The 16,709-nt window shown below is 65.8% G+C and carries 15 protein-coding genes and 1 rRNA gene; 15 read left to right on the plus strand and 1 reads right to left on the minus strand.

The window, feature by feature from the left end; translation table 11 throughout:
• Nucleotides 1-145 precede the first annotated feature (145 nt).
• From rrf to BM070_RS10655, 12 genes are all read left to right on the plus strand, one after another.
• Nucleotides 146-258, plus strand: a 5S ribosomal RNA gene (gene rrf, locus BM070_RS10600).
• Nucleotides 259-543: 285 nt separating this feature from the next.
• Nucleotides 544-1,281 (plus strand): 16S rRNA pseudouridine(516) synthase, encoded by a 738-nt coding sequence (locus BM070_RS10605; protein WP_092939565.1) that lies wholly within the window; start codon nt 544-546, stop codon nt 1,279-1,281.
• Nucleotides 1,282-1,472: 191 nt separating this feature from the next.
• Nucleotides 1,473-2,429 carry a YncE family protein gene (locus BM070_RS10610; RefSeq protein ID WP_245785195.1) on the plus strand — a complete coding sequence of 319 codons (957 nt, stop codon included), beginning with the start codon at nt 1,473-1,475 and terminating at the stop codon, nt 2,427-2,429.
• A gap of 52 nt (nt 2,430-2,481) precedes the next feature.
• Nucleotides 2,482-3,297 carry a polysaccharide deacetylase family protein gene (locus BM070_RS10615; RefSeq protein WP_092939567.1) on the plus strand — a complete coding sequence of 272 codons (816 nt, stop codon included), beginning with the start codon at nt 2,482-2,484 and terminating at the stop codon, nt 3,295-3,297.
• A gap of 42 nt (nt 3,298-3,339) precedes the next feature.
• Complete coding sequence (locus BM070_RS10620) at nt 3,340-4,326, plus strand: sterol desaturase family protein (RefSeq protein ID WP_092939568.1); 987 nt, start codon at nt 3,340-3,342, stop codon at nt 4,324-4,326.
• A gap of 34 nt (nt 4,327-4,360) precedes the next feature.
• A complete protein-coding gene (locus BM070_RS10625; protein WP_092939569.1) occupies nt 4,361-5,275 on the plus strand; it encodes an EI24 domain-containing protein in 915 nt (304 codons plus the stop codon).
• Nucleotides 5,272-6,093 (plus strand): competence/damage-inducible protein A, encoded by an 822-nt coding sequence (locus BM070_RS10630; protein WP_092939570.1) that lies wholly within the window; start codon nt 5,272-5,274, stop codon nt 6,091-6,093. Before BM070_RS10625 ends, BM070_RS10630 begins: the two co-directional genes overlap by 4 nt.
• Nucleotides 6,094-6,253: 160 nt before the next feature.
• Nucleotides 6,254-7,669, plus strand: a complete 1,416-nt coding sequence (gene glnA / locus BM070_RS10635; protein ID WP_092939571.1) for a type I glutamate--ammonia ligase — start codon at nt 6,254-6,256, stop codon at nt 7,667-7,669.
• Nucleotides 7,670-7,925: 256 nt separating this feature from the next.
• Nucleotides 7,926-8,426: a hypothetical protein gene (locus tag BM070_RS10640; RefSeq protein WP_092939572.1), complete on the plus strand. Its 501-nt coding sequence runs from the start codon at nt 7,926-7,928 to the stop codon at nt 8,424-8,426.
• A gap of 86 nt (nt 8,427-8,512) precedes the next feature.
• On the plus strand, nt 8,513-9,577 hold the full coding sequence (glnL, locus tag BM070_RS10645) for a nitrogen regulation protein NR(II) (RefSeq protein WP_175518481.1): 1,065 nt from the start codon (nt 8,513-8,515) through the stop codon (nt 9,575-9,577).
• A 61-nt stretch (nt 9,578-9,638) separates the two neighbouring features.
• A complete protein-coding gene (gene ntrC, locus BM070_RS10650) occupies nt 9,639-11,291 on the plus strand; it encodes a nitrogen regulation protein NR(I) (protein ID WP_092939641.1) in 1,653 nt (550 codons plus the stop codon).
• A 195-nt stretch (nt 11,292-11,486) separates the two neighbouring features.
• Nucleotides 11,487-12,455, plus strand: coding sequence for a ferritin-like domain-containing protein (locus BM070_RS10655; RefSeq protein ID WP_092939574.1), 969 nt, complete (start codon nt 11,487-11,489; stop codon nt 12,453-12,455).
• 144 nt (nt 12,456-12,599) lie between these two features.
• On the opposite strand, the gene xth is transcribed toward BM070_RS10655, so the two are convergent.
• A complete protein-coding gene (xth, locus tag BM070_RS10660) occupies nt 12,600-13,376 on the minus strand; it encodes an exodeoxyribonuclease III (RefSeq protein ID WP_092939575.1) in 777 nt (258 codons plus the stop codon).
• 141 nt (nt 13,377-13,517) lie between these two features.
• On the opposite strand from xth, the gene BM070_RS24200 reads away from it, so the two are divergent.
• The 3 genes from BM070_RS24200 (at nt 13,518) to BM070_RS10675 (ending at nt 16,545) form a co-directional block, all read left to right on the plus strand.
• Nucleotides 13,518-14,297, plus strand: coding sequence for a hypothetical protein (locus BM070_RS24200; RefSeq protein WP_139222798.1), 780 nt, complete (start codon nt 13,518-13,520; stop codon nt 14,295-14,297).
• Nucleotides 14,298-14,505: 208 nt separating this feature from the next.
• Nucleotides 14,506-16,077: a Fic family protein gene (locus BM070_RS10670; protein ID WP_059400239.1), complete on the plus strand. Its 1,572-nt coding sequence runs from the start codon at nt 14,506-14,508 to the stop codon at nt 16,075-16,077.
• Nucleotides 16,078-16,182: 105 nt separating this feature from the next.
• Entirely contained in the window at nt 16,183-16,545 is a 363-nt protein-coding gene (locus BM070_RS10675) for a hypothetical protein (RefSeq protein ID WP_059400240.1), read from the plus strand.
• Nucleotides 16,546-16,709: the final 164 nt, after the last annotated feature.

Here is a 16,709-nt window from a genome sequence, read left to right on the forward strand (position 1 = left end):
CGGCTTGACCCTATAACTTTGATCAGCAACTCTTTGCTGTCAGGTTGTTATGCCAAGTGACGCAGTCAAATAACCAAAGCTGATTTAACTCTATGAATTCGCCGCCCAGATATCCGCAAGGATCTCTCGGTAGCAACCCTTTATGCCTGATGACCATAGCAAGTTGGTACCACTCCTTCCCATCCCGAACAGGACAGTGAAACGACTTCGCGCCGATGATAGTGCGGGTTCCCGTGTGAAAGTAGGTCATCGTCAGGCTCTTACAGCCCAAATCGCCCCGCGTACGTAAGTACTCGGGGCGCTTTGCTTTGGGGGACAGGAAACGATGCGGCACCAAGAGCAAGTGAGTGACGTCCGTTTTTGAAAACAGAGATATGTGCCTTTTCGGTCGACTTTGCTTCTTCGGCTAGATGGACTGGGAGCGAGCGCATTGCTGCGCCAATCCATGCCCGAATAGTCCCGAATAGTTGCCCGCCATTCGCTTCCCGTTTTCTCCTGGAATTCGCCTAGACACTTCTGACGCCAGATCAACAGAGCGCTGCCATGCAACTTCAAGATATTCTTTACTCGCAAGGTTTCGGTACGCGGCGTGTGTGCGCTGGGCTGATCCAACAAGGCTGGGTGGAGGTTCGCGAAGCCTTGCAGGATGACTTCCACCCTCAGACCGATGCGACCGCGGAGGTGGCAGAGCAGGGTGCAGTGCTCAAGGTCCAGGGCGTGGAGTGGCCCTATCACGCCAAGGCCTACGTGATGCTGCACAAGCCTGCAGGCACCGAGTGCTCGCAGAAGCCCTCCACCTATCCGAGCATCTATACGCTGCTGCCGGCGCCGCTACGCCAGCGGCCGAGCAAGAGTGCGGTCATCGGTGTGCAGGCTGTGGGGCGCCTGGACCAGGACACCACCGGGCTGCTGCTGCTGAGTGACGACGGGCAGTTCATCCACAAGATGAGCTCGCCGAAGAAGCACGTGCCCAAGGTGTACGAGGTGTCCACGAAGCATCCGGTCGATGCCGGGCAGATACAGCGGCTGCTTGAAGGCGTGGTACTGGATGACGACCCGAAGCCGGTGCGCGCTGCGGCCTGCGTCCAGACGGGCGATGCCGCTTTGTCGCTGACCTTGACCGAGGGCAAGTACCACCAGGTCAAGCGCATGCTCGCCGCCGTGGGCAACCGGGTGGAAGGGCTTCACCGTTCGCGCATCGGCGAACTGGTGCTGCCCAACGATCTTGCGCCGGGGCAATGGCGCTGGCTGGGCGCGGAAGATCTTGCTCTGCTGAAGTGAATGTGTCTTTACGTGAGCCAGAGGAACTTTGGCTCACGTGGCGGACCTTTGATGACGCCAGTGAGGGCTTTTTTTGGCGTCTAATCTGCCCTGTCGTTCCGGTGGCGAGCTGCCCCGGAGGGCTTACCTGATCGATCCCTTTCGGAAAGTTTGACTAAGTGAAATCTTCGTTCTTGGGGCGCTGTGGCGCTGTGCTGGTGGCGCTGTGTGCATTGGTGGGGAATGTGCATGCAAGCAGCCCCTTGCCTCCGGTCTTCGTGTTGAATTCCCTGGATGCCGACATCAGCGTCATCGACCCGGCGACGTGGACGGAGACGACCCGCATCTCCACGGGCAAAGAGCCGCACCACATGTATCTGACGCCGGACGAGAAGTCCCTCGTCATCGCCAATGCCTTGGGTGATTCCCTGACCTTCGTCGATCCTAAGACGGCGCAGGTCCAGCGCGTGGTGCGGGGCATCGTGGACCCGTACCACCTGCGCTTCTCGCCGGACATGAAGTGGCTGGTGACGGCGGCCAACCGTTTGAATCACGTCGATTTCTACCGCTGGGACGGCAAGGACCTCACCCTGGTGGAGCGCGTGGCGACGGGCAAGACCCCGAGCCACCTGTGGATCGACAGCCAGAGCCGTACGGTCTATTCGTCGATGCAGGACAGCGACGAGTTGGTGGCGATCGATGTGGCGACGCGCAAGATCAAGTGGCGGACCAAGACCGGCCCGATGCCGGCCGATATCTATGGCAGCGCCGATGGCCGCTTCCTGTTCGTGGGCCTGACGGGTGGCGATAGCGTGGAGGTGTTCGACATCTCCGGTGCGGAACCTCGCAGCGTTCAGCGGATCAAGACGGGAGCAGGCGCCCACGCCTTCCGCTCGGCAGGCGATGGCCGGCATATCTTCGTGAGCAACCGGGTGGCCAACACGATTAGCAAGATCGACATGGTCGATAAGAAGGTGGTGGATGTCTATCCCGCGCCTGGCGGCCCGGACTGCATGGACGTGTCTCCCGATGGCCGCTGGATCTATGTCAGCGCCCGCTGGGCCCGCAAGTTGTTGGTGATCGATACCAAGGAGCGCAAGGTGGTTCAGAAGGTGAACGTGGGCAAGTCGCCGCATGGCGTCTGGACCCTGCAGCACGCAGTCCGTTGAGGGCTGCCGCGTTCATCCATTCGAGCCCACCCTTCTTTCCGGAGCGCTTCGCATGCCTTCAGCCGCGATGATCACACGCAAGCAGTTTGCTATTTTTATGATAGCTGCCTGCGCAGCTGCGACGGGCGCCAACGCCCAAAGCGATTGCACGAAGCCCGTGTATCTGACGATGGACACCGGCCACATGGGCATCGCCCAACTGGTGGCCGACGTGCTCAAGCGCCAGCACGTCAAGGTGACCTTCTTCGCGGCCAATGAGCCGACCCAGGTGGGCGAGGGCAGCCTTTCGGACGACTGGGCGCCGTGGTGGAAGGCCCGCGCGGCCGAGGGACACGAATTCGCCTCGCATACCATGGACCATGCCTATTGGCGCGGCGATGCCGGCACGCCAAGCGCGCCGGCCTTCCGCATTCGCCCTTCCGCCGGGCCGCATGCAGGGCAGGAGTCCGTCATGACGGCTGCGCAGTATTGCCAGGAGATCTCCCGGGCGGCGGATCGTCTCAAGGCCATCACGGGCAAGACCCCGCTGCCTCTGTTCCGTGCGCCCGGTGGCAAGACCTCGCCGCAGCTGCTGGCCGCGGCCAAATCGTGCGGATACGCGCACGTGGGCTGGTCGCCGGCGGGCTTCCTGGGCGATGAGCTGCCCAGCGAGAAGTACAGCAACAAGGCGCTGCTGCAGAAGGCGCTGCGTTCCATTCGTCCTGGCGACATCCTGCTGGCGCATCTGGGCATCTGGTCGCGCAAGGACCCCTGGGCGCCTGCCAACCTGGAGCCGCTGATCGTGGGCCTGAAGGAGCGGGGCTTTTGCTTCAGGACGCTGCGCGATCACCCGGATTACCGCGACTGGATCGCGCAGCACAAGCAGTGAAGAGGCGGCGCAGCACAGTCGCTGCCGCTGAGGATTTTTGAGATGGATATCCTGGTCAATTGGTTCGATCTGGCGCAGCAATGGCTCTTCGAGGCCGTGGTGCAGCCGCTGATGTTTTCCTTCGGCATGGCCAACCTGCTGGAGGACGGCTACGACGCCACGGGCTGGCTGCTGGTCGGCCTGCTGCAGCTGGTGGTCATGCTGGCAATCATCGCGCCGCTGCAGCGCTGGCGGCCCGTGGAGCCCGTGACGGACCGTGCGGCCATCCGCGTGGACGTGATCTACACGCTCATCCATCGGCTGGGTCTTTTCCGTCTGGGGCTCTTCTTTCTCTTCACGCCGTTCTGGGACGCGCTGTGGAGCATGCTGCGCATGCACGGCGTCAGCACCCTGCACCTGGACAATCTCTGGCCTGGCGTGACCGACCTGCCCGTCGTCAGCCTGCTGATCTATCTGGTGGTGTTCGATGCGCTCGAGTACTGGATCCACCGTGGCCAGCATCACTTCGAATGGTGGTGGAAGCTGCATTCGCTGCACCATTCGCAGCGCCAGATGACCATGTGGAGCGACAACCGCAACCACCTGCTTGACGATCTGGTGCATTCCTTCATCGTGGTCAACGTGGCCCAGCTCATCGGCGTGGCGCCGGGGCAGTTCGTGCTCATCGTCGCGATCACCCAGCTGAGCGAGAACCTGCAGCACGCGAACATCCGCATGTGGTTCGGGCGCTTCGGCGAGCGGCTCTGGGTGAGCCCGCGCTTCCACCGGCTGCACCATGCCATCGGCATCGGCCACGAGTCGCATCCCGCCCAGAGCGTCAACAAGCCCGTGCTGGGCGGCCACAACTTCGGCGTGCTGCTGCCCTGGTGGGACATGCTGTTCCGCACCGCCAACTTCGAGCAGCGCTACGACGCCACCGGCGTGCGCGATCAGGTGGAGCCCGGCCCGGACGGGCGGGTGCGCGACTACGGCCGCGGCTTCTGGATGCAACAGTGGCGCGGCCTGCAGCGTTTGTGGGGCCGCGCCTGAACGCCGACATGCGCTGGCGCTATGCTTGCGGCCCATGGGACTGTTGATCGATTCATTCTGGCGGGCCGCGGCCTACTGCCTGCGTCCGCGGGTCATCGCGCTGTCGCTGCTGCCCCTGCTGCTGATCGCCTTGCTGGCCTGGGGCGCGGGCGCCCTGTGGTGGACGTCCTCGGTGGCGGCCGTGCAGCAGTCGCTGCAGACCTCCAGCTGGCTGGGGTTGCTCTGGGGATGGTTGCGGCAGTTCGGCATCGCCGATGCGCCTTCCGTGCTGGCGCCCCTGCTGGTCATCGTGGCGGCCACCCCGGTCATCGTGCTGATCGCCGTGCTGGCCGTGGCGCTCATGATGACGCCCGCCCTGGTGCGCCTCGTCGCCGAACGCCGTTTCCCGGCCCTGGAGCGCAAGCGCGGCGGCTCTCTGCTGGGTAGCCTGGCCTGGTCGCTGGGCTCCACGGCGGCCGCGCTGCTGGCCATGGTGGTGTCCATGCCGCTGTGGCTGGTGCCGCCCCTGGTGCTGGTGCTGCCGCCGCTCATCTGGGGATGGCTGACCTACCGGGTGATGAGCTTCGATGCCCTGGCGGATCACGCGAGCAAGGAAGAGCGCGTGCTGCTCCTGAAGCGGCACCACGTGTCCCTGCTGACCATGGGCGTGGTGTGCGGCTATCTGGGCGCGGCTCCTGGCATCGTCTGGGCGTCAGGCGTGGTGTTCGCCGCGGCCTTCTTCGTGCTGGTGCCCGTCGCCGTCTGGATCTACACCCTGGTGTTCGCGTTTTCCTCGCTATGGTTCACCCACTACGCCCTGGCGGCGCTGGAGCGCCTGCGGCGCGAGCGCGGTGAGCCACCGGTGGCTGCTGCGCCCGTGGCCGACGCGGCCGCTTCGGCTACGACGCCTTCCGCTGCGCTGCCGGCTCCCTCCAGCGCTTCCAACCCTCTTTCTTCCACTCAGCCATGATCCCTTCCTTCGGCCTCATCATCGTGGGCGATGAAATCCTCTCGGGCAAGCGTGCGGACAAGCACATGCCCAAGGTCATCGAACTGCTGGCCGCGCGCGGCCTGGGCCTGGCCTATGCCGACTACGTGGGCGACGACCCCGACCGCATCACCGCCACGCTCCAGCGCGCCTTCGCGTCGGCCGACGTGGTGTTCTCCTGCGGCGGCATCGGCGCCACGCCGGACGATCACACCCGGCAATGCGCGGGCCGTGCCCTGGGCGTGCCGCTGGCCTTGCATCCGCAGGCCAAGGCGCTGATCGAGGAACGCATGCAGGACACGGCCCGCGAGCAGGGCGTGCCCTACGAGCCCGACCGTGCGGACAACGTCCACCGGCTGAACATGGGCGTGTTCCCCGAAGGCGCGGCCATCATTCCCAACCCATACAACAAGATTCCGGGCTTTTCCTGCGCAGGCGCGGGGGGCTCGCAGGTGCATTTCGTGCCGGGCTTTCCCGTCATGGCCTGGCCGATGATCGAATGGGTGCTCGACACCCACTACGCGCACTGCTTCAACCGGCAGCCGCAGACCGAACACTCGGTCGTGGTGTACGGTTCGATGGAGGCCACGCTGACGCCGCTCATGGAGCGCATCGAGCGGGACCATGCCCAGGTGCGCGTCTTCAGCCTGCCGAGCGTGGACCATCCCGAACATGGGCGCCATATCGAACTCGGCGTGAAAGGGCCCGCTGCGCTCGTTCCGGCGGCGTGGATCGCTTTGCAAACCGCTTTGCACGATATTGGTGCAAGCATGGGCCCCGAAGTGGTGCGCAATACCTGACGTTCATCGTCCTGGCGAGTGATGCACTGTTTTGGGGTGTTTTTGCAGGTGCGGTGAAAACTCTCGCCGTGCTCTGCCTTAGTGCATGGAGGCCTGCCGTTGGCATGCAACCTGCTTTTCTTTCGACGTTTTTAACAAGCGCTTAATCCTGGAGATCCTGATGGCCAAGACCGTTGCAGACGTGATGAAGATGGTGAAGGAGAACGAAGTCAAGTTCGTTGACTTCCGCTTCACCGATACCCGTGGCAAGGAACAGCACGTGACCGTGCCCGTGTCCCATTTCGACGAAGACAAGTTCTCGTCGGGCCACGCCTTCGACGGCTCGTCGGTGGCCGGCTGGAAGGGCATCGAAGCGTCGGACATGCAACTCATGCCCGACCCGAACACGGCCAACATCGACCCCTTCTTCGAAGAAACCACGCTGTTCCTGCAGTGCGACGTGATCGAGCCGGGCGACGGCAAGGCCTATGACCGCGATCCCCGCTCCATCGCCAAGCGCGCAGAAGCCTACCTGAAGGCTTCCGGCCTGGGCGACACGGCCTACTTCGGTCCGGAACCCGAATTCTTCATCTTCGACGGCGTGCGCTGGAGCAACGAGCCCGGCAAGGTCATGTTCGAGATCGAAGAGTACGAAGCTCCCTGGAACTCGGGCGCCAAGCTCGAAGGCGGCAACCGCGGCCACCGTCCCACCGTCAAGGGCGGCTACTTCCCCGTGCCCCCGGTCGACAGCACGCAAGACATGCGCGCTGAAATGTCCCTGATCCTCGAATCCCTGGGCATCCCGGTCGAAGTGTTCCACCACGAAGTGGCGGGCGCTGGCCAGAACGAAATCGGCACCAAGTTCAGCACGCTGGTCGAGCGCGCCGACTGGACGCAGGTCCTGAAGTACGTCGTCTGGAACGTGGCCAACGCCTACGGCAAGACGGCGACCTTCATGCCCAAGCCCTACGCTGGCGACAACGGCTCCGGCATGCACGTTCACCAGTCCATCTGGAAGGACGGCAAGAACCTGTTCGCCGGCGACGGCTATGCAGGCCTGTCCGATTTCGCCCTGTACTACATCGGCGGCATCATCAAGCACGCCCGTGCCCTGAACGCCATCACCAACCCCGGCACGAACAGCTACAAGCGTCTGGTGCCCGGCTTCGAAGCTCCGGTGAAGCTGGCCTACTCGGCCCGTAACCGTTCCGCCTCGATCCGTATTCCCTACGTCGCCAACCCGAAGGGCCGCCGTATCGAAGCGCGCTTCCCCGATCCTTCCGCCAACCCCTACCTGGCCTTCTCGGCCCTGATGATGGCTGGCCTGGACGGCGTGGAAAACAAGATCCATCCGGGCGAAGCCGCCACGAAGGACCTCTACCACCTGCCGCCCGAAGAAGACAAGCTGGTGCCCACCGTGTGCCACAGCCTGGACCAGGCGCTGGAATACCTGGACAAGGACCGCAGCTTCCTGACCAAGGGTGGCGTGTTCACCGATTCCATGCTGGATGCCTACATCGAGCTGAAGATGGGCGAAGTCACGCGCTTCCGCATGGCTCCTCACCCTGTCGAATACGACATGTACTACTCCCTGTGATGGGCAGGGCGCGGCGGCCTCGGGGCCGCAGCGCCTGTCTGCACAAGGCAGTGATTTGAAAAGGCGGCGCGAGCCGCCTTTTTTCATGCCCGGCCGGAACTTGCCTGCGGCGCGCGTGCCTGAGGAATGCACCGCCCGCCCCGGCACGCTGCCGCGCGGCCCCACGGCATGCCGGGCTGAATTGGCGCTGCAAGATGATTGGGGGATACTCCCCGATACACCCAGCGTGCCCCGATGCATGCCTTCCGAGGAATCCATGAAGAAGACTCTCACCGCATTGCTGACCTTGTGCGCCTGCCTGCCGGCCGCCTGGTCGCAGGACCGCATCTATCGCTGCGGCAACGAATACACCAACAACGCCACGCAGGCCAAGGAGCGCGGCTGCAAGGTCGTCGAAGGCGGCAACGTGACAGTGCTGCAAAGCAGCCGGCCGGCGGGCGCGTCCTCGTCGGGCGGCGCGGGCAGCGGTGCCGCCACGTCTCCGGCCAATGCGCCGCGCGTCGGCACGTCCGACCAGCGCGCCCGCGATGCCGATGCCCGTGCCATCCTGGAGGCCGAGCTGCGCAAGGCCGAAACCCGCCAGGCCGAGCTGGCACGCGAATACAACAACGGCGCGCCCGAACGCACGGCGCTGGAGCTGCGCAACACGCAGGTCTATCAGGACCGGATCGCCTCGCTCAAGGCCAGCCTCGCGCGCGCCGACAGCGACGTGGCCGGCATCAAGCGCGAGCTGGCCCGCCTGCCGCCAGCCAACTGATTCGCTGCGGGAGCGGCAGGCAGGCCAGCCTCGGCTGAGTCCGCCTGCGCTTTCCGCCCCTTCACGATCGCCAGAAAGGGAATCGTCTGCCCAAGACCGACATCGCGCGCTACCCCGCGCTGGATCTGCTCTCCACCCTGGTGGCCGTGCTGCGCCCCGACGGCGCGGTGCAGTTCGCCAATGCCGCCCTGGAAACCTGCCTGGGCCTGTCGCGCCGCACGCTGGAAGGCGCCGACTTCAGCACCTTCTTCACCGACCCCGCCTTGCTGCAGACCGCGCTGGCCGGCGCGCGCGGGCAGGACTTCGCCGCGCTGCGCTTCGAGGCCGGGCTGCGCCGCCCGCCGCAGGATCCGCTGCCCGTCCACACCTGCCTGTCCGTCGCCGAGCACACCGGCGAGGTGCTGCTCGAACTCTGGCCGCTCGAAGCCCAGGCCCGCCAGGACCGCGAGGAGCGCCTGCGCGAACAGGCGCTGGCCAACAAGGAGCTGATCCGCAACCTGGCGCACGAGATCAAGAACCCGCTGGGCGGCATCCGCGGCGCGGCGCAGCTCCTGGAGATGGAGCTGCAAAGCCGAGAGCTGACCGAATACACCCAGGTCATCATCCATGAGGCCGACCGCCTGCAGAGCCTGGTGGACCGGCTGCTGGCCCCGCATCGCCACCCGCATCTGGTGGGCGACGTCAACATCCACGAGGTCTGCGAGCGCGTGCGTTCGCTGGTGCTGGTCGAATTCCCGCAGGGCCTGCGCGTGCAGCGCGACTACGACACGTCGATCCCCGAATTCCGCGGCGACCGGGCCCAGCTCATCCAGGCGCTGCTGAACATCGTGCAGAACGCGGCCCAGGCGCTGACCGAGCGCATCGCGCGCGGCGATGCCGAGATCGTGCTGCGCACGCGCGTCGCGCGCCAGGTCACCTTCGGCCGGCAGCGGTACCGGCTGGCACTGGAATTGCATGTCATCGATAACGGACCGGGCGTGCCCGAGGCCATCAAGGAACGGATCTTCTATCCCTTGGTGACGGGTCGGGACGGTGGATCGGGACTGGGACTGACGCTGGCACAGACCTTCGTGCAGCAGCACCACGGGCTCGTCGAATGCGACAGCGTTCCGGGGCGGACCGACTTCCGCATCCTCATCCCCTTGCCCTGAGGCTCCGCGAGACAAATTTTTGAACACAGCGACCCTGACGGGCACAAGGTAGATGCAACACATGAAGCCGATCTGGATAGTAGATGACGACCCCTCGATCCGCTTCGTCCTCGAGAAGGCGCTGGCCCGTGAAAACCTGCCCACGCGCAGCTTCACCCACCCGCGCGAAGTGCTGGACGCACTGGCCGACATCGCCGTCGGCGACCCGGCCCGGCAGGGCCCGCAAGCCCTGGTGAGCGACATCCGCATGCCGGGCGGCTCCGGCCTGCAGCTGCTGGAGCAGGTGCGCCAGCAGCAGCCCGGCCTGCCGGTCATCATCATGACGGCCTATTCCGACCTGGACAGCGCCGTGTCGGCCTTCCAGCGCGGGGCCTTCGAATACCTGCCCAAGCCTTTCGATCTGCCCAAGGCCGTGGAGCTCATCCGCCGCGCCGTGGAAGAGAGCCAGCGCGAAGAGGTCATCGAAGAGCGCCAGACCGCCACGCCCGAGATGCTAGGCCAGGCGCCTGCCATGCAGGACGTGTTCCGCGCCATCGGCCGGCTCAGCCAGAGCCAGGTGACGGTGCTGATCACGGGCGAGTCGGGCTCCGGCAAGGAGCTGGTGGCGCGCGCGCTGCACAAGCATTCGCCGGTCTCGGGCGGCCCCTTCGTCGCCATCAACACCGCCGCCATCCCCAAGGACCTGCTCGAATCCGAACTTTTCGGCCACGAGCGCGGCGCCTTCACTGGCGCACAGACCCAGCGCCGCGGCCGCTTCGAGCAGGCCGAGGGCGGCACGCTGTTCCTCGATGAAATCGGCGACATGCCGTTCGACCTGCAGACCCGCCTGCTGCGCGTTCTGTCCGACGGCCAGTTCTACCGCGTGGGCGGCCATGCGGCGGTCAAGTCGCATGTGCGCGTCATCGCCGCCACCCACCAGAACCTGGAGCAGCGCGTGAAGGACGGCGTCTTCCGCGAAGACTTGTTCCACCGCCTGAACGTCATCCGCCTGCGCCTGCCGGCGCTGCGCGAGCGGCACGAAGACGTGCCCATGCTCACGCGCCACTTCCTGCAGCAGAGCGCGCGGCAGCTGGGCGTGGAGCCCAAGCGCATCGCCGATGCGGCGCTGGCGCGGCTGGAGCAGTTCTCCTTCCCCGGCAACGTGCGGCAGCTGGAGAACATCTGCCACTGGCTGACCGTGATGGCGCCGGCCCAGGTCATCTCGGCGCAGGATCTGCCACCCGAAGTGCTGGACGCGCCCCTGATCCAGGCCCAGGCCCTGCACGGAGGCGCTGCGGCATCGGCAGGCCTGGCCGCACCCGAGCAGGCCCTGCCCGCGGGGACGTCGCACGTGGCGGATTACGCGGCTGCGGCCCCGGTGCCCGCGGCCACGCCCTTTGCCCAAGGCGGCACGCCGGGTGCGTTCGCCGCGCCAGCGGCCGCGGTATCGCACCCGGTGGCCGATGGCGTGCCTGCCTCGCCCGGCGCGGCGGCAGCAGGCGTGCAGGCCGGCTGGGAGCAGGCGCTGGAAGCCGAGGCGCAGCGCATGCTGGTGGGCGGCCAGGCCGAGGTGTGGGATGCGCTCACGCGGCGCTTCGAGTCGCGGCTGATCCGCACCGCGCTGCATGCCACGCATGGCCGCCGCATGGAAGCGGCGCAGCGCCTGGGCATCGGCCGCAACACCATCACCCGCAAGATCCAGGAACTCGGCCTGGATGCTCCTGACGAGGCCTGATTCTGCCTTCCAGCGCAGGCGCAGCAAGCGCCATGCGCTATTGAATTAATAGCATAAAGGACCCGCCGCGCGCGGGTCTTTTCGATTGGGGGCTGCGCGTGGCTGTCCTACAGCCGTGCCGCGCATGAGCCGACCCGGGCTTCGGTGGGTGGACTTTGAGAATCGTTTCATCGTTCAACCCACAGGAGCTTTCTCATGGCCGATACCAAAAGTGCAAACCGCGATCCGCTGACCAACGAACCCGGTGCCCATCCCGTCGGAACCGGCCTGGGCGCCACGGGCGGTGCCGTCGCAGGCGCTGCCGCTGGCTCGCTGGGCGGTCCCATCGGCGCGGCCATCGGCGGCGTCGCCGGCGCCGTGGCCGGCGGTCTGGCCGGCAAGGCGGCTGCCGAATCCGTCAACCCGACGGCCGAAGACGCCTACTGGCGCAGCACCTACGACCGCGAGCCCTACTACGAGAGCGGCCGCACCTACGACGAATACCGCCCCGCCTACGAACTGGGCTGGTCCGCCCGCGACCGCTACCAGGGCCAGGATTTCGATGCCGTCGAACCGCATCTGGCCCGCGACTGGGGCCAGGCCCGCTCCAGCAGCCCGCTGGAATGGGAAATCGCCCGCCCCGCCACGCGTGCGGCCTGGGACCGCGTGGAGCGCGGCAGTGCCGAGCTCCACGCAGCTGGCGGCGCAGCCGTGGATGGCAGCGCGGTGGTGGACAACGCCGACGTGGTGGATGTGCTGGACGACCTGCTCGAATCCTGCCGCGATGGGGAATACGGCTTCCGTGCCTCGGCCGAGCGCGCCGAATCGCCGGAGCTGAAGACGCTGTTCCTGCGCCATGCCAGCGAATGCGCGGCCGCCGCGGCCGAACTGGAGCGCGAGGTGCGCAACCATGGCGGCGAGCCCTCGTCGGGCGGCACCATGTCCGGTGCGCTGCATCGCGGCTGGGTGTCGGTGAAGGCGGCGCTTTCCTCCAATGACGACAAGGCCGTGCTGGAAGAGTGCGAGCGCGGCGAGGATGCCGCCGTGGCCCGCTACCGCAAGGCGCTGCAGTCGCCGCTGCCGGCCAATGTGCGCGCTGTCGTCGAACGCCAGGCCCAGGGCGCCCAGCGCAACCATGACGAGGTGCGTGCGCTGCGTGACCGTGCCCGGGTGGCCGATCGCTGATCGCTGACGGCATTCATCGCTCGCCGAGCGCCGGACAGTCCCGGCGCCGGCGCCCCATGCAAAAAGCCGCGGGCCCTTCGGGGGCCTCGCGGCTTTTTCCTTGCGGGTGATCGCGCTGCGCCGGGGCTGGCGAAGCGCGCCCGTTCAGCCCAGTTCCACCACCACCGGCGCGTGGTCGCTGGGCTGCGGGTTCTTGCGCGGCGCGCGGTCGATGTGGCAGGCGCGCACCTGGGCCTTGAGCGCGTCGCTCACCAGGATGTGGTCGATGCGCAGGCCCCGGTTCTTCTGGAAGCCGAGCATGCGGTAGTCCCACCACGAGAAGCTTTTTTCAGGCTGCTCGAACATGCGGAAGGCGTCCGTCATGCCCAGCTGCAGCAGCGACTGGAAGTGCGCCCGCTCTTCCACCGTGTGGTGGATGGTGTCCTTCAGGCCCACCGGGTCGAACGAGTCGCGGTCTTCCGGCGCCACGTTGAAGTCGCCCACCAGCACCAGACGGGGGTGGGCCTGCAGCTCGCTCTGTACCCAGCGGTGCAGGGCGTCCAGCCACTGCAGCTTGTAGGCGAACTTGTCCGAGCCCGGCGCCTGGCCGTTGACGAAATAGCAGTTGATGAGGCGCAGCGGGCCATCGGCCGTGTCCAGCGTGGCGGCGATGACGCGGGCCTGCACGTCTTCATGGCCGGGAATGTTGCGCACCACGTCGCGCAGCGGAGAGCGGCTCAGGATGGCCACGCCGTTGTAGGTCTTCTGGCCGAAGGAGGCGGCGTGGTAGCCGGCCTCCTGCAGCGCCTGCAGGGGGAATTTTTCGTCCACCAGTTTCAGTTCCTGCAGGCCGATGGCATCGACCGGGTTCTCGGCCAGCCAGGCCAGCACCTGGGGCAGGCGGACGGAGAGGGAGTTGACGTTCCAAGTGGCAATCTTCATGAGTTTGTCTAACTTATTGATTTATAAGGTAAAAATTGATTATCAAGACCTGGAAAATTGGGCTAGCTACCAGCCTAGCTACCAGCAAAAGGGGTGGTAGGAACCAACCGTTCCCTCTTGTGTGTCATGAAGAGTCATAGTATGCAACTTCATCCCAAGGCCAAAGCCGGACATCGCGGGCCTCTGTCGCGAGAGGAGGAGTTCAAGCCCGGAAAGAACACACCCTGGCTGCAGACGCCCGCTGACCTGATCGGCCCGCTGTACTTCGGCGCCGAGGACGAAACCATCCCGCCGTTTCTTCTGGCAAGCTTCGACGGCCAGCCGCCACGTCGCCGTGAATGTGGCGCGGTGCTCCTGTCTTCGAACATCGCCGACGTCTACGAAGACGGCGCCTACGAGCGCTATGGATGCGTGCTCGAGGTGTGGCTCCACAAGCGCACACGGTGGCGCTACCGCCCAGATGTCGAGCAGCCCGGTGGTCTTCAAGGCAGCGAGCCTGCAGTTTGGCGCCGCCCAGAGGATCAGAATTCCCTCGACGCGATCCGTGCCGGATCGGGTGAGCAGTGGTACGTGTGGAATCCCAGAGCCGTTTCCATCGTGCGGCGCCTTGCCTATCACGAAGCAATCCCGCTGCTGTGCGTCGCCCTGGATGAGGCGGGGCCCGCGGCCAGCTTCAATGGGCTTGTTGTTCATGATTACTCATGCATCTGGTGGGGGCGCATTCAGGGCAGTCCTCGGCTTTCGGTTCTCGCCTATCGGCAGCAGCTTGAACGCGTACTGCGACGCTATGTGGGGCGTAAGCGATCGCTTCGGCTACGAGACGCGGCTGAGCCCATGGGTGCTGCGCGCCGCGCGGTACGTGCGCGGGAACCAAGCCCTTCGGCTCGAGGGAGCTCCGGCCGAAAAGTTGAGCATTCTTGAGGGGTCCTTCGGCATCTCGAGACCGAAATGCGGTGGCGGGTGCCGTGCTCGAGCGGTGCGGCCGGTGCCTAGCTCTTCGGCGTCGAGAGCTCCTTCGCGACAAACAGAGGTGTCACTCCCAGGGTCAGCGCGCCGTGAGTATATCGTTTTGGTAGAGATGGGCTGTTTTTCTAGGAGAATTGCCGAACCTATAGCGAAATTGCATCCCATGCCTGACACCCTATTGGGCTTCCACCGGCTTGCCGAGCTCTACGGCATCCAACTGGTACAGCCGCTTTTCTCCCGCAGCCGCCTGGGGCCGGTGCGCCAGCGCGAAGCGGCGGATGGACGGGAGACGCGAACCTGGACCGCCGCGTATCAGCCCGCGGACAACTTCCGCGGGCACTTCGAGTTCGGTTTGAAGTACGAGCGGCTGAGCTTTGAGTTCTTCTCGCGGCTGTTCCAGCGGGTCGATCCTCAGGACGTGGTGGCGTGGGTGAAGGATGAGCCCACGGGGAGCTATGCACGGCGCGCCGCGTTCTTCTACGAGTGGTTCACCGGCCGGCAGCTTGCTGTGCCGGACACGGCGCCCAACGTGGGATACGTGGACGCGATCGATGCCGCACAGTATCTGGTCGCCCAGCGGCCGGATCGCGTCCGGCGCTGGCGTATCAACGACAACCTGCCGGGCTCGCGCGACTTCTGCCCCGTGGTGTACTTGGGACCGCAGGAGCAGCGCGAATGGCTCTACGACGTGGCGGCGGGCGTCCAGTTGCTCGACGACACCTACGGGCCGGAGTTACTGCTGCGCAGCGCGGCCTGGCTGACGTTTAAGGAATCGCGGGCGAGTTTCGCCATCGAACACGAGGCGGACAAGCAGGATCGGGTGAAGCGCTTCGCGGCGGCCATCGGTACGTACAGCGGCCACATGGACGATCCGATGGCGCCCGAGCAATTGCTCACGCTGCAGCAGGCCGTGCTCGGTGAGGCCGCGTTGCGCGTCGGCATTCGCCAGTCGCCGGTGTTCGTCGGCGAGCGCGGCTTCGTGAGCGAGATCGTCCACTACATTGCCCCGTCCGAGGAACTTGTGGTTGGTATGCTCGATGCGCTGCGCTGCTTCGAGAACCGCACGCGGGGCGCAAACCCGGTAGCGCGCGCGGCGGCAGTGTCATTCGCATTCGTCTACCTGCATCCGCTCGCCGATGGCAATGGGCGCATCCACCGCTTTCTTGTCAATCACCTACTCGCGGCGGACAAGGTGGTGCCCGCCAACATCATCGTGCCGGTCTCGGCGACGATCGCCGGCTCGGCCAAGGGGCGCGCCGGCTATGACCAGGCCCTGGAGGGCTTCTCCCGGCCCTTCATGCAGGTCTATGTCGATGCCTACCGCTTCGGATCGAAGCGGCTGTGCCCCGATGGCGTCGAGACCAATTTCGAGTTCCTTCGGACCGAGGACGCGCAGCATGCGTGGCGCTACCTCGACCTGACCGAGCAGGCGCGCTACCTGAGCAGCGTGCTGCGCCAGACGGTCGAGCAGGAGATGGCGCAGGAGGCACTGGTCCTGCGCCAGTACGACGAGGCGCGCACGGCGATCAAGGACTTTTTGGAGATGCCGGACCAGGACGCGGACCGCATCATCCGGTCGCTCAAGGAAGGGGACTGGCAGGTGAGCAACAAGCTGCGCAAGACGCTGCCCCAGATCTTCGCGGAGGACGGTGCCTTCTATGCGAGGCATGCGCAGATCATCGCAGCGGTGCGCTCCGTCTTCGAGGGCGAATCGCCGGAGGCAGAGAAGGCCTAGTCGTGCCTCGCGTGCTCCTGCCCATCGCGTCCGCACCGGCGTTACGATGAAGGCCGAGGTCAGAGGAGGGTTGGCGTGATGCCACTACCGGATAGAAAATCAGGCGTGGTCAACGTGCCCGACGTCCAGATGCGCGTGCTCCCGTTGGGCGAGCGTCATTTCGTGCCGCGCGTGAGCAGAAACGTGCGGTTGCTCGGAGTCGTTCGACGAGGCTTGGAAACGGGCGCTCTCGCCTGGTTGCCAGACGGGCGCTACGCGCAGGTCAACGGCGACATTGTTCAGCCCTTGGATCCGGTGGAGGTCGAGGCCGCGCTGCAGTGCGCAGGGATCGCCGTTCCCGGTGCCGCGCGGGCGGCACGGCGGCCCGATTCCGCGTCGGAACGACCGATGTCCGGCACGCCTACGGTGGTGATCAAGCGGCGCCGCACGATCCGGCTTCCCGATGAAGGGCACGGCACAGGGGCTTAGTTGCGGCATGGGCGGTGTCGGCTTGGGGAAGCGACGCCAGAGGGGGTTGGACAGAAATGCAATTCTGCAGCCATGGCGTGTCCTCGCCATTCGCGCTGGGCGGCACCGACTCGACACTGTGACCGCGCGCGGGCTTGCGCCTCGTCTGCGCAAGCCCGCGTAAA

The organism is Paracidovorax wautersii, assembly GCF_900113035.1.
GTDB classification, from domain to species: domain Bacteria; phylum Pseudomonadota; class Gammaproteobacteria; order Burkholderiales; family Burkholderiaceae_C; genus Paracidovorax; species Paracidovorax wautersii.